This window comes from Paracoccus sp. SMMA_5_TC, from assembly GCF_009696685.2.
Taxonomy (GTDB): domain Bacteria; phylum Pseudomonadota; class Alphaproteobacteria; order Rhodobacterales; family Rhodobacteraceae; genus Paracoccus.
In genome coordinates, this window is sequence record NZ_CP102355.1 from 1,576,316 (window position 1) to 1,598,654 (window position 22,339).

At 68.1% G+C, this 22,339-nt stretch carries 18 protein-coding genes; 11 read left to right on the top strand and 7 right to left on the bottom strand.

Features of this window, described 5'->3' with window-relative positions:
• Positions 1-57: 57 nt before the first annotated feature.
• Together GB880_RS08165 and GB880_RS08170 are read left to right on the top strand one after the other, a co-directional pair.
• Complete coding sequence (locus GB880_RS08165) at positions 58-1,218, top strand: efflux RND transporter periplasmic adaptor subunit (protein WP_154493203.1); 1,161 nt, start codon at positions 58-60, stop codon at positions 1,216-1,218.
• Positions 1,215-4,286 (top strand): efflux RND transporter permease subunit, encoded by a 3,072-nt coding sequence (locus tag GB880_RS08170; protein ID WP_154493205.1) that lies wholly within the window; start codon positions 1,215-1,217, stop codon positions 4,284-4,286. Before GB880_RS08165 ends, GB880_RS08170 begins: the two co-directional genes overlap by 4 nt.
• A 72-nt stretch (positions 4,287-4,358) precedes the next feature.
• Here GB880_RS08170 and GB880_RS08175 read toward each other — a convergent pair whose 3' ends face one another.
• The 5 genes from GB880_RS08175 to GB880_RS08195 all read right to left on the bottom strand — a co-directional run bounded on the left by GB880_RS08175 (position 4,359) and on the right by GB880_RS08195 (position 9,880).
• On the bottom strand, positions 4,359-5,675 hold the full coding sequence (locus GB880_RS08175; RefSeq protein WP_263467036.1) for a pyruvate dehydrogenase complex dihydrolipoamide acetyltransferase: 1,317 nt from the start codon (positions 5,673-5,675) through the stop codon (positions 4,359-4,361).
• A 12-nt stretch (positions 5,676-5,687) separates the two neighbouring features.
• Complete coding sequence (locus GB880_RS08180; protein ID WP_154494443.1) at positions 5,688-7,058, bottom strand: pyruvate dehydrogenase complex E1 component subunit beta; 1,371 nt, start codon at positions 7,056-7,058, stop codon at positions 5,688-5,690.
• Positions 7,059-7,070: 12 nt separating this feature from the next.
• A complete protein-coding gene (pdhA, locus tag GB880_RS08185; protein ID WP_154494444.1) occupies positions 7,071-8,081 on the bottom strand; it encodes a pyruvate dehydrogenase (acetyl-transferring) E1 component subunit alpha in 1,011 nt (336 codons plus the stop codon).
• A gap of 170 nt (positions 8,082-8,251) precedes the next feature.
• Positions 8,252-8,545 (bottom strand): FtsB family cell division protein, encoded by a 294-nt coding sequence (locus GB880_RS08190; protein WP_154494445.1) that lies wholly within the window; start codon positions 8,543-8,545, stop codon positions 8,252-8,254.
• Positions 8,546-8,614: 69 nt separating this feature from the next.
• Positions 8,615-9,880 (bottom strand): acetylornithine deacetylase/succinyl-diaminopimelate desuccinylase family protein, encoded by a 1,266-nt coding sequence (locus tag GB880_RS08195; RefSeq protein WP_154494448.1) that lies wholly within the window; start codon positions 9,878-9,880, stop codon positions 8,615-8,617.
• A gap of 104 nt (positions 9,881-9,984) precedes the next feature.
• On the opposite strand from GB880_RS08195, the gene GB880_RS08200 reads away from it, so the two are divergent.
• The 4 genes from GB880_RS08200 to GB880_RS08215 are packed head-to-tail and all read left to right on the top strand — an operon-like array spanning position 9,985 to position 14,231.
• Positions 9,985-10,266 (top strand): hypothetical protein, encoded by a 282-nt coding sequence (locus tag GB880_RS08200; RefSeq protein WP_154494446.1) that lies wholly within the window; start codon positions 9,985-9,987, stop codon positions 10,264-10,266.
• Between the two features lie 10 nt (positions 10,267-10,276).
• Positions 10,277-10,960 (top strand): DUF1523 family protein, encoded by a 684-nt coding sequence (locus tag GB880_RS08205; protein ID WP_263467038.1) that lies wholly within the window; start codon positions 10,277-10,279, stop codon positions 10,958-10,960.
• Positions 10,960-11,904 carry a deoxyribose-phosphate aldolase gene (gene deoC / locus GB880_RS08210; RefSeq protein ID WP_154494577.1) on the top strand — a complete coding sequence of 315 codons (945 nt, stop codon included), beginning with the start codon at positions 10,960-10,962 and terminating at the stop codon, positions 11,902-11,904. Before GB880_RS08205 ends, deoC begins: the two co-directional genes overlap by 1 nt.
• Before the next feature lie 2 nt (positions 11,905-11,906).
• Complete coding sequence (locus tag GB880_RS08215) at positions 11,907-14,231, top strand: aldehyde dehydrogenase family protein (protein WP_263467039.1); 2,325 nt, start codon at positions 11,907-11,909, stop codon at positions 14,229-14,231.
• Here the strand turns inward: GB880_RS08215 and GB880_RS08220 are convergent.
• Both GB880_RS08220 and GB880_RS08225 read right to left on the bottom strand, forming a co-directional pair.
• Positions 14,228-14,983, bottom strand: a complete 756-nt coding sequence (locus GB880_RS08220; RefSeq protein ID WP_154494612.1) for a hydroxypyruvate isomerase family protein — start codon at positions 14,981-14,983, stop codon at positions 14,228-14,230. The two genes, GB880_RS08215 and GB880_RS08220, sit on opposite strands and share 4 nt — an antisense overlap.
• 2 nt (positions 14,984-14,985) lie before the next feature.
• Positions 14,986-15,531 (bottom strand): DUF1285 domain-containing protein, encoded by a 546-nt coding sequence (locus GB880_RS08225; RefSeq protein ID WP_154494611.1) that lies wholly within the window; start codon positions 15,529-15,531, stop codon positions 14,986-14,988.
• A gap of 62 nt (positions 15,532-15,593) precedes the next feature.
• Here GB880_RS08225 and GB880_RS08230 point away from each other — a divergent pair, with 62 nt between their 5' ends.
• The 5 genes from GB880_RS08230 to GB880_RS08245 are packed head-to-tail and all read left to right on the top strand — an operon-like array spanning position 15,594 to position 22,324.
• A complete protein-coding gene (locus GB880_RS08230) occupies positions 15,594-16,595 on the top strand; it encodes an AAA family ATPase (protein ID WP_263467040.1) in 1,002 nt (333 codons plus the stop codon).
• Positions 16,592-17,464, top strand: coding sequence for a DUF58 domain-containing protein (locus tag GB880_RS08235; protein WP_263467041.1), 873 nt, complete (start codon positions 16,592-16,594; stop codon positions 17,462-17,464). The genes GB880_RS08230 and GB880_RS08235 overlap by 4 nt, the downstream gene beginning before the upstream one ends.
• Positions 17,464-19,401, top strand: coding sequence for a BatA domain-containing protein (locus tag GB880_RS08240; RefSeq protein ID WP_442793751.1), 1,938 nt, complete (start codon positions 17,464-17,466; stop codon positions 19,399-19,401). Before GB880_RS08235 ends, GB880_RS08240 begins: the two co-directional genes overlap by 1 nt.
• On the top strand, positions 19,398-20,231 hold the full coding sequence (locus GB880_RS15875) for a DUF4159 domain-containing protein (RefSeq protein WP_442793752.1): 834 nt from the start codon (positions 19,398-19,400) through the stop codon (positions 20,229-20,231). The genes GB880_RS08240 and GB880_RS15875 overlap by 4 nt, the downstream gene beginning before the upstream one ends.
• A complete protein-coding gene (locus GB880_RS08245; RefSeq protein WP_263467042.1) occupies positions 20,228-22,324 on the top strand; it encodes a hypothetical protein in 2,097 nt (698 codons plus the stop codon). Before GB880_RS15875 ends, GB880_RS08245 begins: the two co-directional genes overlap by 4 nt.
• The last annotated feature ends 15 nt before the right edge of the window (positions 22,325-22,339 follow it).

Consider the following 22,339-nt stretch of genomic DNA (forward strand, 5'->3'; position numbering starts at 1 on the left):
CCATTGTTGAGCGGCGCGGCCGCGGCTATCCTGCGCCCGACAGGACAGGAGGCTGGAATGGCACGGTGGCGCGGGGTGATACCGGCGGCGATGATCGGGGCGTTGCTGAGCATCGCCGCCGCGCCTCCACCGTCGCTGGCCGAGGCTGCGGTGCCTGCGGACCTGCCGGTGGTGACCCTGGCCCGTGCCGAGCACCAGAACATCGAGGCGCGGGTGCCGATTTCAGGCTCGCTGGTGCCGCGGCAACAGGTCCAGGTCCATGCCAATGTTGCCGGCTACGAAATCGTCGCCATCGAGGCCGAGACAGGCGATACCGTCAAGGCCGGGCAGGTGCTGGCCCGGCTGGCTGACGAGGCGCTTTCGGCGCAACTTTCCCAGGCCGAGGCCGAATATCGCCGTGCTGAAGCCGGTGTTCGGCAGGCGCAAAGCCAGATCGACAGCAGCGCCGCCAGCCTGACCGAGGCGGCGGCGGCGCTTGAGCGCACGCGCAGTTTGCGCCGCAGCGGCAATGCCAGCCAGGCACTGCTGGATCAGGCGATCGCGGCCGAGGCAGCAGCGCGCGCGGGCGCCGCATCGGCACAGGACGGGCTGCGGGTGGCGCAGGCGGCGCTGGCCCAGGCCGAGGCCGCACGACGCATCGCCCGTCTGAATCTGGGCTACGCCAACATTACCGCGCCGGTGGACGGGGTGGTGATGGCGCGCAATGCGCAACTGGGCGCCATATCGGGAACGGGGGGACAGCCGCTGTTCACCCTGATCGCGGGTGGCGAGATCGAGCTCGAGGCCGAGGTCATCGAAACCGCGCTGGCCGGCATTGCCGTCGGCGATCCGGTCGAGGTCGAGGTGGCGGGGCTGGGCAGCATCGACGGCAAGGTGCGCCTGGTGCCCGCCGCGGTCGATCCGGCAACGCGGCTGGGCTTGGCGCGGATCAGCCTGGCGCCGGACCCGCGGCTGCGCAGCGGTGTCTTTGCCAGCGGCTGGATCGTCACCGATCGCCGGCAGGCCCTGACCGTGCCGGCTTCGGCCGTGCTGGCCGATGACGCCGGCGAAAGGGTGCAGGTGGTCGAACAGGGCAGGGTGCGCACCCGTCCGGTGCAGGCGGGGCTGATCTGGCAGGACCGGCGCGAGATCGTTTCGGGACTGGCCGCCGATGACATGGTGATCGCCCGCGCCGGTGCCTTCTTTCGCGACGGCGATCCTGTCCGGGCTGCGCCATGAATTTCTCGGCATGGTCCATCCGCCATCCGGTGCCGCCCATCGCGCTGTTCGTGGTGCTGGTGCTGGTGGGGCTTTACAGCTTCAGCCGGTTGCCGGTCACGGCGATGCCGAACATCGACCTGCCGCTGGTCAGCGTGGTGGTCAGCCAGCCCGGCGCCGCACCCAGCGAACTGACCCGCCAGGTCGTGCAACCGATCGAGGATTCCATCGCCTCGATCACCGGGGTTCGCCACATTACCGCCACCGCCACAGACAGCGCCGCCCGCATCTATGTCGAATTCGAGCTGGAAACCGACACCGACCGGGCGGTGAATGATGTCAAGGATGCCGTGGCCAAGGTGCGGGCCGACCTGCCGGAATCCATTGTCGAGCCATTGATCCAGCGCATCGATGTCAGCGGCATGGCGATCCTGACCTATGCGGTCAGCGACCCCGGCAAGACCATGGAGCAACTGTCGGATTTCGTGGACGACGTGGTGGCGCGCGAACTCAGCACCGTGCCTGGCGTGGCCAGCATCAGCCGCATCGGCGGCGCGGAACGCCAGATCAACGTCGAGCTTGACCCGCAGCGGCTGCTGGCCTGGGGGCTGACCGCCGCCGAGGTGTCAAGCCAGCTGCGCAGCCGCAATATCGACCTGGGCGGCGGCCGCGGCGATGTTGCGGGCACCGAATATTCGATCCGGGCGCTGGGTTCGGCCGCGGATGTGGCGCGGTTGGCGGCAACGCCCATTCGCATCGGGGGCGCGGCAGGTGCCGCAGGCCATACCGTGCGCCTTGATCAACTGGGCACCGTGCAAGACGGCGCGCGCGAGGAACGCAGCTTTGCGCTGCTGGACGGCCAGCCGGTGGTGGCCTTCGGTGTCTTTCGCGGTTCGGGGCAGTCCGACCTGGTGGCCGGCGACGGCACCAAGGCGCGCATCGCCGAAATCGAGGCCCGCCATCCCGGCACGCGCATCACCCTGATCGATGACGCAACCACCTATACGTCAGGCAGCTATCACTCGACGATGGACACGCTTTACGAAGGCGCCGCACTGGCGGTTGTGGTGGTGTTCCTGTTTCTGCGCAACTGGCGCGCCACGCTGATCGCTGCCATGGCGCTGCCCTTGTCGATCATCCCGACATTCTTCGTCATGCACTGGCTGGGGTTCACCCTGAACGGCATCAGCCTGCTGGCGATCACCCTGGTCACCGGCATCCTGGTCGATGATGCCATCGTCGAAATCGAGAACATCGTCCGACACATCAACATGGGCGCCCCCGCCTATGAGGCCAGCATGGAGGCGGCCAACGAAATCGGGCTGACCGTCATCGCCATCAGCTTCTCCATCGTCGCCGTTTTCGCCCCCGTCAGCTTCATGGGCGGGATCCCGGGTCAGTATTTCAAGCAATTCGGGCTGACTGTCGCGGTCTCGGTCCTGTTTTCGCTGCTGGTGGCGCGGCTGATCACGCCGATGCTGGCAGCCTATTTCCTGCGCGACAGCCGTCATGCCGGGCCCGAGCGTGACGGGCGGGTGCTGGCCACGCTGATGTCGGTGCTGCGCTGGACGCTGCGCCATCGCGGGCTGACCTTGCTGGCGGGGCTGGGCGTATTCGCAGGCTCGATCTATTCCGCGACGCTGCTGCCCACCGAATTCATTCCGGCCCAGGACGTGGGGCGCAGCCAGATCACGGTCGAACTGCCACCTGGCGCGACGCTGGGGGAAACGCAGGCGGCCGCGCGCCACATCTCGGAACGCATCAAGGCCGAGCCCGAGGTCCGCGCCGTGTTCGTCAACGGCGGCGAATCCGAGGTGACCAAGGCCAAGCTGATGGTCAATTATGGTCCCAAGGACGAGCGTGAGCGTTCGAGCTTCGAGATCGAGGAGCTTCTGCGCCGCGATCTGGCCCAGATCCCCGACATGCGCATCAATTTCCAGAACCAAGAGGGGAATTCGGATTTCTCGGTCTCGGTCCTGGGCGATACCGAGGCGGCGGCGGCCGAGGCGGCCGAGCGGCTGATGGCGGCGATGAAAACGCTGCCCACGCTGGAAGGGATCACATCATCGGCCAGCTTGCAGCGGCCGGAAATCCAGATCCGCCCGCGGCCCGAGGTGGCAGCCCAACTGGGGGTCAGCGCCAGTGCCTTGGCGACGACCCTGCGCGTGGCGACACTGGGCGATACCGAATCGAACCTTGCCAAGTTCAATGCCGGCGACAAGCAGCTCCCGATCATGGTGCGCCTGAACGAGGCGGCGCGGCGCGACCTGTTGACCGTGCGCAACCTGCGGGTGCCGGGCAGCGCCGGGCCGGTGCCGTTGCAGGTGGTGGCCGAAGTGGCCCTGTCGGCCGGCGCCACCGAGATCGGCCGCTACGACCGGCGCTATCGCACCACCGTTTCCGCCAATCTGGCGCAGGGGGCGTTGCTGGGGCCGGTGAACGCGCAGGTCACCGCCTTGCAGGGGCAGGTCGAATTGCCGCCGGGCACCCAGATCCAGCCTTCGGGCGATGCCGAGATCATGGGCGAAGTATTTCAGGCCTTTACCGTTGCCATGGTGTCGGGGGTGATGCTGACCTATGTGGTGCTGGTGCTGCTCTTTCACAACTTCGTTACCCCGATCTCGATCCTGATGTCGCTGCCCCTGGCCATTGGCGGCGCAATCCTGGCGCTGTTCCTGACCGGACATTCGATCAGCATGGCGGTGGTGATCGGATTTCTGATGCTGATGGGGATCGTGACCAAGAACGCGATCATGCTGGTCGAATTCGCTGTCAGCGCCATGGATCGCGGGGTCGAGAAATCCACCGCGATCCTGGATGCGGTGCACAAGCGCGCCCGCCCGATCGTGATGACCACGATTGCCATGACCGCCGGCATGGTGCCCTCGGCGCTGGGCACGGGCGAGGGCTCGGAGTTCAGCTCGCCCATGGCGATTGCGGTGATCGGGGGCCTGCTCTTGTCCACGCTGCTGTCGCTGCTGTTCGTGCCGTCGCTGTTTTCGATAATTCACGGCGGCCAGGTCCGCATCGGCGGCTGGCTGCGCCGACGTATCGGTCTGAACGCGCGTCCGCAGGCACCGGGCATCTGACAGGCCGCACAATGACAAAGGGGGCCGTTGGGGCCCCCTTTTTCTGCATCACCAGGCGTAGTGGCGGCCGGATCAGGCCAGCATGCCCATCGGGTTTTCCAGATGCTTGACGATGGCGTCCAGCAGCTGGGCACCCAGCGCGCCGTCGATGACGCGGTGATCCACCGACAGGGTCATCGACATGACATTGCGCACGACGACCTCGCCATTTTCGACAACGGGGGTCTGGATTCCGGCACCGACAGCCAGGATCGCCCCATGCGGCGGGTTGATCACGGCGTCGAAGTTCTCGATCCCGAACATGCCGAGGTTCGAGATGGCGAAGCTGCCGCCCTGATATTCGTGCGGGGCCAGCTTCTTGGTCTTGGCGCGGTTGGCCAGATCCTTCATCTCGGTCGACAGGGCCGAAAGGGTCTTTTGCTGCGCATCCTTCAGGACCGGCGTGAAAAGTCCGCCTTCGACGGCTACGGCAACCGCGACATCCGAAGGCTTCAGCTTCAGAATGCGGTCTCCGGCCCAGACGGCATTGGCGTCGGGCACCTCTTGCAGGGCGAGGGCACATGCCTTGATGATGAAATCATTGACCGACAGCTTCACGCCACGCGCCTCGAGCTGCTTGTTCAGCATGGCGCGGAACTTCATCAGCTCGTCCAGCTTTGCAGACCGGCGCAGGTAGAAATGCGGGATGGTCTGCTTGGCTTCGGAGAGCCGGGCGGCGATGGTGCGCCGCATGCCGTCCAGCGCCACTTCCGTGGTTTCGCGGTCGGCATACATCTTCAGGACAGCCTCGGCCGAGGGGCCTGCGGCTGCCGCGGCAGGTGCTGCCTTGGCGGCGGGGGCCGCGGCGGGTGTCGCCGCTGCCGGCTTGGCCGCGCCGGGCTGGGCACCTTCGACATCGGCCTTGACGATCCGCCCATGCGGACCTGAACCGGTCAGGCCGGCCAGATCGATGCCTTTTTCGGCGGCGATCCGGCGTGCAAGCGGCGACGCGAAGATGCGCCCCCCGTCCGACGATTTCGGCGCTGCCGGGGCAGGGGCCGCGGTGGCGGGTGCCGCCGCGGGCGCCGCGGAAGGGGCTGCGGCCGCTGGCGCCGGGGCGGGTTCGGACTTGGCGGCGGGGGCGCTGCCGATATCGGCCGCGCTTTCACCATCGCCCAGCAGAACCGCGATGGGGGTGTTCACCTTGACCCCTTGGGTGCCCTCGGAGATCAGGATCTTGCCGATGGTGCCCTCATCGACGGCCTCGAATTCCATCGTGGCCTTGTCGGTTTCGATCTCGGCGAGGATATCGCCGGATTTCACGCTGTCGCCTTCCTTGACCAGCCATTTGGCCAGCGTGCCTTCCTCCATGGTCGGAGAAAGCGCGGGCATCAGGATTTCTGTCGGCATCTCGCTTGCTCCTTACCGGTAGGTGACTTTCTTGACGGCCTCGACCACCTCGGCGGGGGTGATGAGCGCGTGCTTTTCCAGGTTGGCGGCATAGGGCATGGGCACGTCCTTGCCGGTGCAGTTGATTACTGGCGCATCCAGATAATCGAAGGCGTTTTCCATGATATAGGCCGACAGGTGGTTGCCGATCGAGCATACCGGGAAGCCTTCCTCGACGGTCACGCAGCGGTTGGTGCGCTTGACCGATTCCAGGATGGTTCCATAGTCGATCGGGCGCAGGGTGCGCAGGTCGATCACCTCGGCGTCGATCCCGTCGGCCGCCAGCTTGTCGGCGGCTTCCAGGGCGTGCACCATGCCGATGCCGAAGCTGATCAGCGTGACGTCCTTGCCCGGACGCACGATCTTGGCCTTGCCGAAGGGGATGGTGAAATCCTCGAGATCCGGCACCTCGAAGCTGCGCCCGTAAAGGATCTCGTTTTCCAGGAACACCACCGGATTCGGGTCGCGGATCGCCTGCTTGAGCAGACCTTTGGCATCGGCGGCCGAATAGGGCATCACCACCTTCAGGCCGGGGATCTGCGCATACCAGGCGGCATAATCCTGGCTATGCTGTGCCGCCACGCGCGCGGCAGCCCCGTTGGGGCCGCGGAACACGATCGGGCAGCCCATCTGCCCCCCGGACATGTAAAGCGTCTTGGCGGCCGAGTTGATGATGTGGTCCATCGCCTGCATGGCGAAGTTGAAGGTCATGAACTCGACGATGGGGCGCAGACCGGCCATGGCCGCACCCGTGCCAATCCCGGCAAAGCCGATTTCGGAAATCGGCGTGTCCACCACGCGACGGGGACCGAACCTGTCCAGCAGGCCCTGGCTGATCTTGTAGGCGCCCTGGTATTCGCCGACCTCTTCGCCCATCAGGAACACGGTTTCGTCGCGTTCCATTTCCTCGGCCATGGCCTCGCGCAAGGCTTCGCGCACGGTCATGGTCTTCATCGGCGTGCCTTCGGGCCAGTCCGGCGATTGATCGGCAGCCGGTGCCGATGCGGGGGCGGCTGCAACTGCCGGGGCCTGCGCGGGCGCGGCTTCGGCGGCAGGGGCGGCGGATTCGCTGCGGGCGGCAGGGACGGCATCGGCGGATTCGCCTTCGGCGACCAGCACCGCGATGGGGGTATTCACCTTGACCCCCTGGGTGCCTTCGGCGACCAGCAGCTTGCCGATGGTGCCTTCGTCGACGGCCTCGAATTCCATCGTGGCCTTGTCGGTTTCGATCTCGGCGAGGATGTCGCCGGATTTCACGCTATCGCCTTCCTTGACCAGCCATTTGGCCAGCGTGCCTTCCTCCATGGTCGGCGACAGGGCGGGCATCAGGATTTCAGTGGCCATGGTTCCCTCCCCTCAGGCGGTCGTTTCTTCGGCGTAGATGTCGGTCCAGAGCTCTTCCAGCGGCGGCTCCGGGCTTTCCTTGGCGAACTCGGCGGAATCGTTCACGATATCCTTGATCTCCTTGTCGATGGCCTTGAGGTCATCTTCGGTCGCGTGATTGCCTTGCAGCAGCAGTTCGCGGACGTTCTCGATCGGGTCGCGTTCGTCGCGCATCTTCTGCACCTCTTCGCGGGTGCGGTATTTGGCCGGGTCGGACATCGAATGTCCGCGATAGCGATAGGTCATCACCTCGAGAATGTAGGGGCCGTTGCCTGCGCGGCAGGCGGCGACGGCCTTTTCGGCGGCCGCCTTGACCGCCAGCACATCCATGCCGTCCACCTGCTCACCGCGGATGCCGAAGGATTCGCCGCGCCCGTAAAGCGTGGTCGATTTGGTCGACCGCTTCATCGAGGTGCCCATGGCATACTGGTTGTTTTCGATCACGAACACGACCGGCAGGTTCCACAGTTCGGCCATGTTGTAGGTTTCGTAGACCTGCCCCTGGTTCGAGGCGCCGTCGCCGAAATAGGCGAAGGTCACGTTGTCATTGCCAAGATACTTGTCGGCGAACGCCAGGCCCGCGCCCAGTGGCACCTGGGCCCCGACGATGCCGTGACCGCCGTAGAAATGCTTTTCGCGGCTGAACATGTGCATCGAGCCGCCCTTGCCCTTGGAATAGCCGCCGATGCGGCCGGTCAGCTCGGCCATGACGCCGCGCGCTTCCATGCCGCAGGCCAGCATGTGGCCATGATCGCGATAGCTGGTGATGCGCTTGTCGCCTTCCTTGGCGGCGGCTTCCATGCCGACCACCACGGCTTCCTGACCGATATACAGGTGGCAGAAGCCCCCGATCAGCCCCATTCCGTAAAGCTGGCCGGCCTTTTCCTCGAATCGCCGGATCAGCAACATGTCTCGGTAGTATTTCAGCAGCTCTTCCTTGGACACGTTGGGCGTGCTTTGCTTGGCTGCGGGCTTTCTGACCATACGGGCCTCCTCCTCGGGGCGGAATAGTTCAGCGTTAAACTAGTTCTAGGGCAAGCTGGCGGCGGAAGTAAACCGGACTTGTGCATCCGTCCAGTGTTCAGATGCGGAATCCCGCCAGTCGCCGCCATTTTCTGACGGAGAGGACATGGAAGGTCCAGGATCGGGCAGTTTCAGCGGATGATGATTTCGTCGGCGCGCATCAGGCCCAGCACGTCGCGGGCGCGTTCATCCAGCAGGTCCAGGTCCAGGTATTCATCGGACAGTCGCCGCGTCAGGTTGCGCATTTCGTCGACCTGGGCCTGCAACCGGTCGCGCTGCTGGATCAGTTCCTGGGTTTCGGCCTGCAACTGCACCCGTCGCAGGATACCTGATGGCCCCTGCACCGCGGCAAAGGCGAAATAGATCCCCAGAAGCACCATCACGGTGAAAAAGATCAGGGCGCTGATCGACAGGCGTTGCGGCATGGGTGGATCGTGCTGGGCTGCTGGCGGTTCGGGCGGATGATGCCACAGCCACGCAGCCGGGGGAATCCCCTATCGGCGCAGGATGTCATTCAGGACCAGCGCCATCACCAGCGCCGAATCCAGCATGTCGCGCACCCCGATCCATTCGTCGGGCTGATGGGCCAGGTCCAGGACGCCGGGGCCATAGGCGATGCAGTTTTTCAGCTTGCCGATGCGGTCGATATGCTTCTGGTCGTAGGTGCCGGGGCTGACCACATAGTCGGCAGCCCGTCCCAGCACCCGTTCGATCGCCGCCGCGGTCGAGCGCACCACCGGCGCCTCGCGGTCGGTCATGCTGGGCTGAACCTCGAACAGATCACGAATTTCATAGCGAAAGCCGGGGCGCTGCGCCTTGACCCGTTCCAGCAGCGCGGCGATTTCGGCCTTTACCTCGGCGGGATCCTCCTCGATCAGGAAGCGGCGGTCGATGACGATGCGGCAGCGGTCGGCGACGCAGGGGGCCGGCAGACCGGTAAATTCCGGGCCGCAATCTGCCTCGCCGCCGTGGATCGAATTGATGTTCAGGGTTGAACTGCGGGCGCCTTCGGGGATCACCGGCATGGCGGTGCGCCGGCTCAGCAGCAGCGGCAGCAGCCGATGTTCGATTTCCTCCAGCACCGCACCCATGTGACGAATGGCGCTGTCGCCCAGGAATGGCATCGAGCCATGGGCGATGCGGCCATGGGTCTGGATTTCGGCCCACCATACCCCGCGATGGCCCAGACAGATTCGATCCTTGTGCAGGGGTTCGGGGATGATGACGTGATCGACATGGGCAAAGGCGCCCTGTTCGGCCAGATGCGCGACCCCGCCAAAGCCGCCCGATTCCTCGTCGGCGGTGGCGCTGATCTCGATACGGCCGGGGTGATCTGGATATTGCGCGACGAAGGCCTCGGCAGCGATGATGCTGGCGGCAAGCCCGCCTTTCATGTCGCAGGCGCCCCGGCCATAGATGCGATCGCCCTCGATCTCGGCGGCGAAGGGGTCGCGGGTCCAGCCGTGACCGACCTCGACCACGTCGTGGTGGCTGTTGAAATGCACGCAATCGCCGGGCCGGCCGCTGTCATGACGGGCGATGATGTTCCAGCGCGGATAGGCTTCGCTGTCGCCGGGGGCGCCGTGGGCCCGGATCAGCTGGCAGTGCCAACCCCGAGGCTGCATCCGCGCTTGCAGATATTCGCAGATGTCGCGGTAATGGTGCCCTGGCGGGTTCAGCGTCGGAATGCGGATCAGATCCTGGGTCAGGCGGATCAGGTCGTCACGGCGGGTCTCGATCTGGTGGCGAAGCGGGTCCATGGCCGTCAGGCTAGGTCGTCGCCCCCGGTCCTGCAATGGGGTGATTGACAGTTTCGCCACGCCGGCCTTCCATAGGGCATGGCCAGTCTGGAAAGCCCCGCCCGATGATCGCCTTTCTTCGCCTGATTGGCCTGGTATTGGTCATCGAGCTGATCTTCTACGTGCTGATCGGACTTTATGTGCGCAGCCTGCGCCGGGAACAGCTGGAAAAGGAATGGGACCGGCGCCATCCCGACCGGGCTGGACCATCGCCGGAACGCAAGGAGTTCGTCCGCCGTTCGATGATCGGCTTTGGCAAGACCCTGCGGGCGCGGCTGGTGGGGCTGGTGCTGGTTCTGCCGATGGTTGCGATCGTCGTGATCATCGTCATCGTGAATTACAACTGAGGGGGCGCCGATGCGCTGGTTCCTGACCGTTCTTGGAGTGAGTTTCGGGATCGTCGTCTTTCTGTTTCTGGATTACTCGCTGCCGTCCAGACAAACGGTGCGGATCACCAATACCTATAACCGGCTGACCGACATCGGCGCCAATCGCATCTTCTATGCCTCGCCCGATACCGGGACGGTGCAGAACGCCCAGGGCCAGCGCGACGTGCGCTTCATTGATACCGTGCGTCCCAACGGCCGGCCGTATGTGTATCGCAACGAGGATACCGGCTGGATCTGGCCACCCTATTTCAAATACGACAGCTCGAATCTGCACGCCAAGGCCACAGACCTGAAATCGACCGCCGCCAACCCGGAATGGGTCAGCATCACCTCATACGGGTGGCGCGTGGCCTGGCTGTCGATCTATCCCAACGCCATCTCGATCAAGCCGGTCAGCGGTCCGCAGGACCGGCCCTTCAACTGGCCCGCCGCCATCATCCTGTTGCTGCTGGGGGCGCTGCTGGCGCTGATCTGGCGGATGTGGAACCAGTTTCGGGAACGCACCATCGACCCGGCGGTGCGTTCGGCCGACCAGACCTGGGACCGGATCGATGCCCGCGCCGATGCCGCGCGCGACCACATCGCGGCCGAGGCGGCGCAGGCGCGCGGCCGCGTCGGCCGCTGGTGGTCGGGCCTGTGGGGGCGGCGGTGATGGCGCGCGCCAATCCCGGCACCGATTTCCGCCCCGACTGGTTCCAGTCCATGGCGGTCAACACCCCGGCGGCCGAACGCCGCGCCGCGAGTTTGCCGGCGCGGCGCAGCCTCAAGCGGGAATGGCAGGCGGCATGGCTGCTGAATGCGGTGCGCTGCATCGACCTGACCACGCTGTCGGGCGACGACACGCCCGACCGGGTGGCGCGGCTGTGCGCCAAGGCTCGCCAGCCCGTCGATGCCGGGCAGTTGCAGGCGATGGGGGTGCAGGCACTGACCACGGGGGCGGTCTGCGTCTATCCGACCATGGTTGGCGCGGCCAAACGTGCCCTTCAAGGCAGTGGCGTGCCCGTTGCCTCGGTCGCCACCGGCTTTCCGGCCGGACTGATGCCGCTGGACCTGCGGCTGGCCGAAATCCGCTATGCGCTCGATCAGGGCGCCGACGAAATCGACATCGTGATTTCGCGCGCGCTGGTCCTGCGCGGCGAATGGGCGGCGCTGTATGACGAGATCCGCGCCATGCGCGAGGCCTGCGGGCCGGCGCTGATGAAGGCGATCCTGGCCACGGGCGAGCTGAAAACCCTGACCAATGTCGCCCGCGCAAGCCATGTCGCCATGCAGGCGGGGGCCGATTTCATCAAGACCTCGACCGGGAAAGAGCCGGTGAATGCCACCCTGCCGGTGTCGTTGGTGATGTTGCGCGCGATCCGCGACTATCGGGAACAGACGGGCTTTGCCGTCGGCTTCAAGCCCGCCGGCGGGCTGCGCACGGCGCGGGACGCGCTGAACTGGCAGGTGCTGATGGCCGAGGAACTGGGCCGCGACTGGCTGCGCCCGCAGTTGTTCCGCATCGGCGCCAGCTCGCTGCTGGCCGATATCGAACGGCAGATTTCCCATCATGTGACCGGGCGCTATGCCAGCGCCCATCGACTGGCGGCGGGGTAGCCATGCCGAAGGTAAGCGAGATCATGGAAACCATGGAATACGGCCCCGCGGCCGAGGATGCCTCGGCCGTGCGGCAATGGCTGGCCGAGCGTGGCAGTTTTGGCCATTTCATCGCCGGTCGTTTCACCCGACCGGGGCAGACCTTTGCCACGCTCGATCCGGCGACCGGCCAGGAACTGGCTCAGGTGACCCAGGGCAGTGCCCGCGACGTGGCCAAGGCGGTGCGCGCCGCGCGCCGCGCCCAGCGCGGCTGGGGGGCGCTGCCCGGCCATGACCGGGCGCGGTTTCTATATGCCATCGCCCGCACCATCCAGAAACGCGAACGCTTTCTGGCGGTGCTGGAAACGCTCGACAATGGCAAGCCCATCCGCGAAAGCCGCGACATCGACATCCCGCTGGTGGTGCGCCATTTCTATCACCACGCCGGCTGGGCCGAAATCGCCGAGACCGAATTTCCCGACCATCGCCCGCTGGGCGTCTGCGGCCAGATCATCCCCTGGAACTTTCCGCTGCTGATGCTGGCCTGGAAGGTGGCGCCGGCGCTGGCGGCGGGCAATTGCGTGGTGTTGAAACCCGCCGAATACACGCCGCTGACGGCCCTGGCATTCGCCGAAATCTGCGCCCATGTCGGCCTGCCGGCCGGGGTGGTCAATATCGTGACCGGCGATGGCGAAACCGGGCAGGCGCTGGTCGCGGCGCCGGTGGACAAGATCGCCTTCACCGGCTCGACCGAGGTCGGGCGCCAGATCGCCCGCGATCTGGCCGATCGCGACACGCGGCTGACCCTGGAACTGGGCGGCAAGTCGCCCTTTGTGGTGATGGAGGACGCCGATCTGGACGCCGCTGTCGAGGGCGTCGTCGATTCGATCTGGTTCAACCAGGGCCAGGTCTGTTGCGCGGGATCGCGCATCCTGGTCGCCGAAAGCGTGGCCGAGCGGTTCGAGGGGCTGCTGCGCGCACGCATGGCACGGCTGCGGCTGGGGCCACCCCTGGACAAGTCGACCGACATCGGCGCCATCGTGCATCCGGTGCAGAAACAGCGCATCCTGGACCTGCTGGCGCAATCGGTCGCGGCGGGTGCCGAACTGATCGGGGGCGAGGCGGGGCAGGGCTGTTTCGTCGCGCCCGGCTATCTGCGCAACATCGCCCCGGCCAACCCCGGCATGGCGCAGGAAATATTCGGCCCCATCGCCACGCTGTCCACCTTTCGCACCCCTGACGAGGCGGTGGATCTGGCCAACAATACCCGCTACGGGCTTGCGGCCTCGGTCTGGTCGGAAAGCGCGACGGTGGCCACCGATATTGCCGCGCGCATCCGGGCCGGGGTGGTCTGGGTCAATTGCGCCAACCTTTTCGATGCGGCCGCGCCCTTTGGCGGGCTGCGCGACAGCGGCTATGGCCGCGAGGGCGGGCGCGAGGGGATGCTGGACTATCTGGCCGCGCCTGTGGCGGCAGCGCGCGACCCGCTCCCGGCCGAGATCCAGCCTGCCCCGGCCGGCGATGCCGGGATCGACCGCACGGTCAAGCTGTATATCGGTGGCGCGCAAAAACGCCCCGATGCCGGCGCCAGCTATCTTGCCCAGGACGAGCTGATACCGCTGGGCAACCGCAAGGACATCCGCACCGCCGTCGAGGCGGCGCAGGCATCCCTGGCGAAATGGCAGGCGCTGGGCGGGCACGGTCGCGCGCAGGTGCTGTATTTCCTGGCCGAGAACCTGGCGCAGCGGCGGGCGGAATTTGCCGGCTTTGCCCCCGCGGCCGAGGTCGATTTGGCGATCCGGCGCTGTTTCTTCTATGCAGGTTTTGCCGACAAATACGATGGGGCGACGGTATCGGCCCGGCCCGGGCATCTGTGCCACGTCCAGCCCGAGCCGCAGGGGGTGATGGGGCTGATCTGCCCCAGCGCGGCGCCGCTGGCGGGGCTGATGTCGCTGCTGCTACCAGCAATCGCCATGGGCAATGCCGTGGTCGTGGTGCCTGCGCAGGATCGGCCGATGGCGGCATTGACCCTGGCGCAGGTGCTGGCGATTTCGGACGTGCCGGGCGGCGTGGTCAATATCGTCACTGGCCCGCGCGACGATCTGGCGCTGGCGCTGGCCAGCCATGACGGCGTCGCCGCCATCTGGCACGCGGGTCAGGGCGAGGGTCTGGCCGCGACCCGGCGCGCGGCGGCGCAGACGCTGATCCCGGTGTGGACGCCCGAAACGCGCGACTGGACCGCCGCTGCGGCGCAGGGGCGGGGCTTCCTGCGCGCCGCCTGCCGGACGAAAACCATCTGGCTGCCCTATGGCGCCTTGCCGCTTGGCACCGGCAGCAGCACCTACTAGGCGCAGTCCAGCCAGGCCAGCCCCGCCTCGGTCGCGACGCGGGGCTGGTATTCGGCGCCGATCCAGCCATCGAACCCCGCCCGGCGCAGCGCGTCCACAAAGCCGGGAAAATCGCAAGTGCCGTGATCGGGCTCGTGCCGCTGCGGATAGCCGGCGACCTGCACATGCCGCACCATTGCCGCATGACGCTGCCAGACCGCCATCGCGTCGCCATGGATCATCTGCGCATGATAGAGGTCGAATTGCAGCCCCAGATTGGGGGCGCCGACCTCGGCCACGATCCCCGCGGCCTGATTGTAGCAGGTCAGGAAATAACCCGGCATCTCGGCATCGCTCATCGGCTCGATCGTCAGGCTGAGCTGCGGGGCGCGCGCGCAGGCCCATGCCAGGTTCTCGACCATGGTGCGATGGGCCAGCGCGCCGCGGGCGACGCCGGCCATCACATGCAGATGCCGCACACGCAGCGCGCGGGCGAACCGCAAGGCGCGGTCGAAATCGCTGCGAAAGCGCGCCCGGTTGTCGGGTTCGGCCGCAAAGCCGCGCGGCCCCCCGGCCCAGTTCGGCGGCGGCATGTTCATCAGCACGAATTCGACGCCGGCGGCCTGCGCGGCCTGCACCAGATCCTTGACCGCCAGATCATAGGGGAAAAGGATCTCGACCCCCTCGAAACCGGCCCGGCGCGCGGCGGCAAAGCGTTGCAGCATCGGCAGTTCGGTAAACAGATAGGTCAGATTGGCCGCGCGGCGCAGCATGTTCAGGGCTCCAGCGCAAAGGCGCTGATGCCCGATTGCACCTGCATCCTGCCGTCCGGACCGGGGCGGGCGGCATCGGCCAGCCGATAGAAGGTCTTGCGGTCGATCCGCGCCCACAGGCCGCGGCGGATGTGGACATAGGGGCGCGGATCCTCGGGGCTGCCGCGCATTTCGATGGGGTGATCGGGTCCGGCGGTCACGCTGTCGCCGACATTGGTGACAAAGCGGATTGCGTCCCCGATATCGGCATCAATGGCGACAAAGGGCACGTCCACCACCCGGATGCCCACCTTTTCCACCGGAGTCACCAGGAAATAGGCGTCGCCCTCGCGCTTGAGGATCGAGGCGAACAGCCGCACCATCTCGGGGCGGCCGATGGGGGTGCCGTTGTAGAACCAGCTGCCATCGCTGCGGATTTCCATGTCGAGGTCGCCGCAAAAGGGCGGGTTCCACAGATGCACGGGGGGCGGGCCCCTTTCGCCGGCACGGCGGGCGGCGGCGGCCAGCCCTGCGGCGTCGCTCACGGATTTGTCAGTCTGATCTGCCATTCCCTGTGGACCCCGTTACGGCTGTCTCTATGCTGTTCCTAAATCAGAAACGGGACTTTGTCATGGTTCAGGATGATGATCTGGTTGCCGAGGTCGAGGCGCTGACCCTGCGCCTGACCGAGGCCCGCGCCAGCGTCGAGCGCCGCTTTGTCGGCCAGCACGCGGTTGTCGAACAGGTGCTGGCGGCGATCCTGTCCGGCGGGCATGCGCTGCTGGTGGGCCAGCCGGGCCTGGGCAAGACCATGCTGGTCGATACGCTGGCCACGGTGCTGGGGCTTCAGACCGCGCGCGTGCAGTTCACCCCGGACCTGATGCCGGCGGATATCCTGGGCTCCGAGGTGCTGGACATCCGCCCCGACGGCAGCCGCGGCTTTCGCTTCATCGAGGGGCCGGTGTTCACCCAGCTGCTGATGGCGGATGAGATCAACCGCGCCAGCCCGCGCACCCAATCGGCGCTGCTGCAGGCCATGCAAGAGGCCGAGGTGACCATCGGCGGCGCCCATCGTCCGCTGGGTCGGCCGTTTCATGTGCTGGCCACGCAGAACCCGATCGAGCAAGAGGGCACCTATCCCTTGCCCGAGGCGCAGCTGGACCGCTTTCTGTTGCAGGTCGATGTCGATTATCCCGACCGCGACACCGAACGCGCCATCCTGCTGGCGACCACCGGGGTGGACCAGGGCCGGCCGCATGCGGTCCTGGACGCGGCCGGGCTGATCGCGGCCCAGGGGCTGATCCGCAGGATGCCGGTGGGCGAATCGGTGCTGAACGCCATTCTGGATCTGGTGCGCGCTGCCCGACCGGGCACGGCCGAGGCGCCGGGCTGGCTGGCCGATACGCTGGTCTGGGGGCCGGGTCCGCGCGCGGCGCAGGCGCTTAGCCTGGTGACGCGGGCAAGGGCCGCGCTGAACGGCCGCCTTGCCCCCACCCTGGCCGATGTGCAGGCGATGGCGGCGCCGGTCTTGCGCCACCGCATGGCGCTGGGCTTTGCCGCCCGCGCGCGCGGCGATACGGTCGAGGCGGTGATCGCCCGGCTGCTGGACGATCGGATGCGGGCCGCAGCGTGACCCCGACGACGCCCGAATTGCTGCGGGCCGATGCCTCGGCGGCGCTGGCTGGACTGCCGGCGCTGATGCTGTCGGCGCAGCGGCTGGCGGCGGCGCTGGTGCCGGGCAGCCATGGCCAGCGCCGTGCCGGCAGCGGCGAGGATTTCTGGCAATACCGCCCCGCGGTGGCGGGCGACAGCGCGCGCAGCATCGACTGGCGCCGCTCGGCCCGATCAGACGTCCATTTCGTTCGCGACCGCGAGGCGCAACTGGCGCAATCGGCGGCGATCTGGGTGTCGGGCGCTGCCGGCATGGGCTATGCCAGCGCGCCAGCCCTGCCGACCAAGCGCGCCCGCGCCGATCTGCTGGCGCTGGCGCTGGCCATGGCGCTGCTGGCGGGGGGCGAGCGGGTGGCGCTGGCCGGCAACCTGCCGCGGCCAGGGCGCGCGCAGGCCGAACAGATTGCCCGCGGGCTTCTGGCCGACCCGTTGGGCGGCGGCGATGACGATGCGCCGCCCGCGCAGTCACTGCGTCCGGGGCAGCGGGTGGTGCTGTTCGACGATTTCCTAGGCGATCTGCAGCCGGTGCTGGATTATCTGGCGCGCGCCGCCGCCTTGGGGGTGTCGGGGGTGATGATGCAGGTTCTGGACCCGGCCGAGCAGGACTTTCCCTGGTCGGGGGCGGTGCTGTTTTCCTCGGCCAGCGGGGCGCTGCGCCATGACACCCGCGATGCGGCCGGGTTGCGCGCGGCTTACCTGGCGCGTCTGGGCGAACGCCGGGCGCTGCTGGCGCAGGCGGCGCAGACCGCCGGCTGGCATTTCGGCGCCCATGACAGCAGCCAGCCCGCTGCGCAGGCGCTGCTGTGGCTGTGGTCGGTGCTGGAGGGCTGATGCTGCTGCTGGGGCCCTTGGGTTTTTCCGTGCCTTGGCTGCTGGCGGCACTGGCGGCCTTGCCGGTGCTGTGGCTGATCCTGCGCGCCATGCCGCCGGCGCCGCGCCGCATCCGCTTTCCCGGCACGCGGCTGCTGCTGGGGCTGCGAGATCCGCGGCCGGTGGCGCGGCACACGCCCTGGTGGCTGCTGCTGATCCGGGTGCTGGCGATCGCGGCGCTGATCCTGGGCTTTGCCGGCCCGGTCTGGAGGCCGGCGCCGGATCAGATCGGGCAGGGGCCGCTGCTGATCGTGATGGATGCCGGCTGGGCCGCGGCGCCCGACTGGCCGCAGCGGCAGGCGCGCGCCCTGCGGGCGTTGGATCAGGCCGCCACGTCTGGCCAGCCCGCGGCGCTGCTGATCGCGGACGGCCGCAGCCAGGGCGCGCTGGCCTTTCAACCCGCGCCGGAACTGGCGCCGGTGCTGCGTGGCCTGCGTCCCGCCGCCTGGCCCAGCCGCTACCCCCCTTCGCCGGACGACACCCTGGCCGAGGCGCCCGCGGGCCTGCGCACTCTGTGGCTTGCCGACGGGCTGGATCACCCCGGCCGTGCCGATTGGCTGGCGGCGTTGCGCGCGCGCGGGCCGGTGTTGGTGGTTCCGCCTGCCGGTCCGCGCCTGGCGCTGGACCCTGGGGCCGGGGATCAACCCGCGCTGCGGCTGCGCAGCACTGGCGGTCCGGTGCCGCAGGTTCGCGCCATCGGCGTCGATCCGCAGGGGACGCCGCGCGAGCTTGCCTTGCTGACCCCGGCGGCCGGAGAGGTTCGCGATGGCATCGTCACCCATGCGGTGCCCCTGGACCTGCCTTCGGAATTGCGCAACCGCATTACCCGGTTCGAGGTCGTCGACCATGCCTCGGCCGGGGCGGTGGTGCTGGCCGATGATGCCCTGCGCCGGCGCAAGGTCGCGCTGATCGGCAGCGAGCGCGACGGCGAGGGGCAGCGGCTGCTGTCGCCGCTGCATTACCTGCGGCGCGCGCTGGCGCCTGTCTCGGATCTGGTCGAGGGCGGGCTGGACGAGGTCTTGCCGGCGGCCCCCGATGTGATCGTGCTGGTCGATCAGCCCGGCCTGCCGGCGACAGGTCCGCTGCGCGACTGGGTCGAGGGGGGCGGCACGCTGATCCGCTTTGCCGGTCCGCGCATGGCCGCCGCCACGCAGCTGGCGCAAGAGCCGCTGCTGCCGGTGCGGCTGCGGGCGGGGGGGCGCGATGTGGGTGGCGCGCTGAGCTGGGGTGCGCCGCGCGGCATCGCCGCTTTCGCCGGCGATGGCCCCTTTGCCGGGCTGACGGTGCCGCGTGATGCGCTGGTGCGGGCGCAGCTGCTGGCCGAACCCGCGCCCGACCTGGCCAGCCGCAGCATTGCCAGCCTGGTGGACGGCACGCCGCTGGTCACCCGTGCGACCCTGGGTCAGGGGCAATTGGTGCTGTTTCACACCACGGCCAATGCCGAATGGTCGAACCTGGCCTTGTCGGGACTGTTCGTCGAGATGCTCGAGCGGCTGGTGCGCAGCGCGCGGGCCGGGGCGGGGCGGGCGTCGGATGCGCCGGTTGCCCCCGAACAGACGCCCTGGGTGCCGGAACAGGTGCTGGACGGCTTTGGTCGGGCGCTGCCTGCGGAAAACCTGCAGCCCGTCAGCCCGGCGGATTTCGCTGCCGCCCCGGCCCCCGGCGCGCCGGCGGGGCTTTATCGCGCGGGTGAGCGGGTGGCGGCGCTGAACGCGGGGTCGGCGCCGATGGTCCGCGCCGACTGGCCCGGCGCCCGGATCGAGGCCGCCGCCCAGCCCCCCGGCATCGATCTGCGCGGCTGGTTGGTCGCGCTGGCGGCGCTGCTGCTGGCGCTGGATGCGCTGGCCAGCGCGCTGCTGGCGCGCGGCCGCGGCCCTTTGGCGGGGATGCGCCCATGATCCGCGCGTTGCTGCTGATGACGCTGATGCTGTGGGCGCTGCCGCTGCGCGCCCAGCAGGACCCGGACCCCCGGCTGGTCAGTGCCGCCGATCAGGTGGCGCTGGCCTATGTCGTCACCGGCGACGCGGCGGTGGACGCGGCATCGAAGGCCGGATTGCAGGGCCTGTCGCAGATCCTTGCCCAGCGCACCACGGTCGAGCCCGGCCCCCCCATCGGCGTCGATCCCGACCGGGACGACCTGTCGCTGCTGACGTTTCTGTATTGGCCGGTGACGGATGCGCAGGCGGCGCCCTCGCCACAGGGTTATGTGCGCCTGAACCATTTCCTGCGTTCGGGCGGGATGATCCTGTTCGACACCCGCGACGGCGATATCGCCGGGCTGGGCGGGCCGGATGGCTCGGACGCGTTGCAGGCGCTGGCCGCGCCGCTGGACATCCCGCCGCTGGCCCCTGTGCCCGCCGATCATGTGCTGACGCGCACTTTCTATCTGCTGCGCGATTTTCCCGGCCGCTATCAGGGTGCACCGCTGTGGGCCGAGGCGCCGCCCGCGGATGCCCAGGCAGCGCAAGGCGTGCCCTTTCGCAACCTCAACGATGGCGTCTCGCCGGTGCTGATCGGCGGCAATGCCTGGGCCGAGGCCTGGGCCGTGGACGCCAACGGCCTGCCCATGTTCAGCATGGGATCGGCTTTTGACGGCGAGGAACAGCGCGAGATGGCCTATCGCTTTGGCGTGAACCTGATCATGTATGTGCTGACCGGCAACTACAAATCCGACCAGGTGCATGTGCCCGCCCTGCTCGAGCGTCTGCGCCAGGAGGAGGTGCGATGAGCGCGCTGGTGCTGGATCCGATGTTGCCCTGGCCCATGGTGGCGGCGCTGGCCGGGTTGGCGCTGCTGGTCGGGGCCTGGGCATTGTGGCGCGGCCTGCGCGGCTGGGCGCTGCGGGCGCTGGCCGGGCTGGCTGCGGCGGCGGCGCTGGCGGGGCCGGCACTGGAAAGCGGGCTGCGCCAGCCGCTGTCCGATATCGTCATCCTGCTGGATGACCGCAGCGCCAGCCAGTCGCTGCCCGGCCGCAGCGCGCAGACCGACGCGGCGGTCGAGGCGATGGCCCGCCAGCTGGCGGCGTTGCCCGACACCGAAATCCGCCGGGTCAGCGTCGGCGACGACCCCGATGGCACGCTGATCGGCAAGGCGCTGACGCGCGCGATCGCGGCCGAACCGGCCGGGCGGCTGGCCGGGGTGATCGCGGTGACCGACGGCCTGGCCCATGATGCTGCCAACCTGCCGACCGAGGCGCCGGCCCCCATCCATGTGCTGCTGACCGGTCAGCCTCGCGACTGGGATCGGCGGCTGGTGATCGAACAGGCGCCGGCCTATGGCTTGATCGGCCAGCCCGTCACCATCCGCCTTCGGGTCGAGGATGAGGGCGCCGTTCCCGCCGATGTCGCGGGCAAGCCTGCGCGTCTGCGCATCCTTCTGGACGGGGAGGACAGCCAGAGCCTCGACCTGCCGCCCGGGGTCAGCATGGATCTGGCCGTGGTGACGCGCCATGCCGGTCAGAACGTGGTCTCGATCGCCTTCGATGCGCCGGACGCCCAGCCCGCCGAACTGACCGACCGCAACAACAGCGCCGCGATCCGGATCGAGGGCGTGCGCGACCGGCTGCGGGTGCTGCTGATTTCGGGCGAGCCCCATGCCGGCGAACGCACCTGGCGCAACCTGCTGAAATCGGACGCGAATGTCGATCTGATCCATTTCACCATCCTGCGACCGCCGGAAAAGATAGATTTCGTGCCGGTCCAGGAAATGTCGCTGATCGCCTTTCCCACGCATGAGTTGTTCATGGAAAGGATCACCGATTTCGACCTGATCATCTTTGATCGCGACCGCGTGCGTGGCATCCTGACCCCGCAATATTACGAAAACATCCGCAATTACGTCGAGCAGGGCGGCGCGGTGCTGGTCTCGGCCGGGCCGGAAATGGCCTCGGTCGAAAGCCTGAACCTGTCGCCGATGGGGGCGATCCTGCCGGCGCGACCGACCGGTGTGATCTACCAGGAGCCGTTTCTGCCGCGTCTGACCGAGGCGGGCGAACGCCACCCTGTCACGGCAGGCCTGCCCGGCGCCCCGGCCGAAGGCGCGGCCCGGCATTGGGGGCGCTGGCTGCGCATGTCCCAGGTCGTCCCCGATCCGCAGGCGCAGGTGGTGATGACCGGTGCCCAGGGCGCGCCTTTGCTGATTCTGGACCGCGTGGGCAAGGGGCGGGTGGCGCTGCTGACCTCGGACCAGGTCTGGCTGTGGGGGCGCGGGTTCGAGGGCGGCGGGCCGCAGCTGGAATTGCTGCGCCGGATCGCGCATTGGTCGATGCAGGAACCCGAGCTTGAGGAAGAGGCGCTGCTGGCCGATGTCGCCGGCGACATGACGGTTACCATCACCCGTCGCAGCATGCAGCCGGTGGCGGGGCCGGTGCGCATCACACATCCCGACGGCCGGACCGAGGATGTTGCGCTGCGCGAGGCCGGGCCGGGCCGCTTCACCGCCCGCTGGACCGCGCCGGGGCCGGGGCTCTACCGCCTGGCCGATGGCGACATTCGCCGTGTTCTGGCGCTGGGCCCGTCCGCCCCGCGCGAATTCGAACAGACAGTGGCCGCGGCGCAGGTGCTGGCGCCTGTGGCGCAGGCGACCGGCGGGGCGGTGCTGCAATTGTCCGAAGGTGTGCCGGTGCTGCGCAGCGTGCGACCCGGACGGCCGGCCCATGGCCAGGGCGTCGGCGGGCCATGGATCGCCATCACCCCGCGTGGCGCGGCCACCGTCAGCGGCATGACGCACCATCCGCTATTGCCGGCCTGGGGCTGGCTGGGGGTGATTGCCGGGCTTGCGCTGTGCGGCTGGCTGCTCGAAGGGCGCGTCCGCCGCGGCTGACGCGCGAACTTGCCA

Bases quoted from the DNA above. Each gene is read 5' to 3' on its own strand.
- GB880_RS08165 (WP_154493203.1), top strand. From the start codon at position 58: ATGGCACGGTGGCGCGGGGTGATACCGGCGGCGATGATCGGGGCGTTG.
- GB880_RS08170 (WP_154493205.1), top strand. From the start codon at position 1,215: ATGAATTTCTCGGCATGGTCCATCCGCCATCCGGTGCCGCCCATCGCG.
- GB880_RS08175 (WP_263467036.1), bottom strand. From the start codon at position 5,675: ATGCCGACAGAAATCCTGATGCCCGCGCTTTCTCCGACCATGGAGGAA.
- GB880_RS08180 (WP_154494443.1), bottom strand. From the start codon at position 7,058: ATGGCCACTGAAATCCTGATGCCCGCCCTGTCGCCGACCATGGAGGAA.
- pdhA (WP_154494444.1), bottom strand. From the start codon at position 8,081: ATGGTCAGAAAGCCCGCAGCCAAGCAAAGCACGCCCAACGTGTCCAAG.
- GB880_RS08190 (WP_154494445.1), bottom strand. From the start codon at position 8,545: ATGCCGCAACGCCTGTCGATCAGCGCCCTGATCTTTTTCACCGTGATG.
- GB880_RS08195 (WP_154494448.1), bottom strand. From the start codon at position 9,880: ATGGACCCGCTTCGCCACCAGATCGAGACCCGCCGTGACGACCTGATC.
- GB880_RS08200 (WP_154494446.1), top strand. From the start codon at position 9,985: ATGATCGCCTTTCTTCGCCTGATTGGCCTGGTATTGGTCATCGAGCTG.
- GB880_RS08205 (WP_263467038.1), top strand. From the start codon at position 10,277: ATGCGCTGGTTCCTGACCGTTCTTGGAGTGAGTTTCGGGATCGTCGTC.
- deoC (WP_154494577.1), top strand. From the start codon at position 10,960: ATGGCGCGCGCCAATCCCGGCACCGATTTCCGCCCCGACTGGTTCCAG.
- GB880_RS08215 (WP_263467039.1), top strand. From the start codon at position 11,907: ATGCCGAAGGTAAGCGAGATCATGGAAACCATGGAATACGGCCCCGCG.
- GB880_RS08220 (WP_154494612.1), bottom strand. From the start codon at position 14,983: ATGCTGCGCCGCGCGGCCAATCTGACCTATCTGTTTACCGAACTGCCG.
- GB880_RS08225 (WP_154494611.1), bottom strand. From the start codon at position 15,531: ATGGCAGATCAGACTGACAAATCCGTGAGCGACGCCGCAGGGCTGGCC.
- GB880_RS08230 (WP_263467040.1), top strand. From the start codon at position 15,594: ATGGTTCAGGATGATGATCTGGTTGCCGAGGTCGAGGCGCTGACCCTG.
- GB880_RS08240 (WP_442793751.1), top strand. From the start codon at position 17,464: ATGCTGCTGCTGGGGCCCTTGGGTTTTTCCGTGCCTTGGCTGCTGGCG.
- GB880_RS15875 (WP_442793752.1), top strand. From the start codon at position 19,398: ATGATCCGCGCGTTGCTGCTGATGACGCTGATGCTGTGGGCGCTGCCG.
- GB880_RS08245 (WP_263467042.1), top strand. From the start codon at position 20,228: ATGAGCGCGCTGGTGCTGGATCCGATGTTGCCCTGGCCCATGGTGGCG.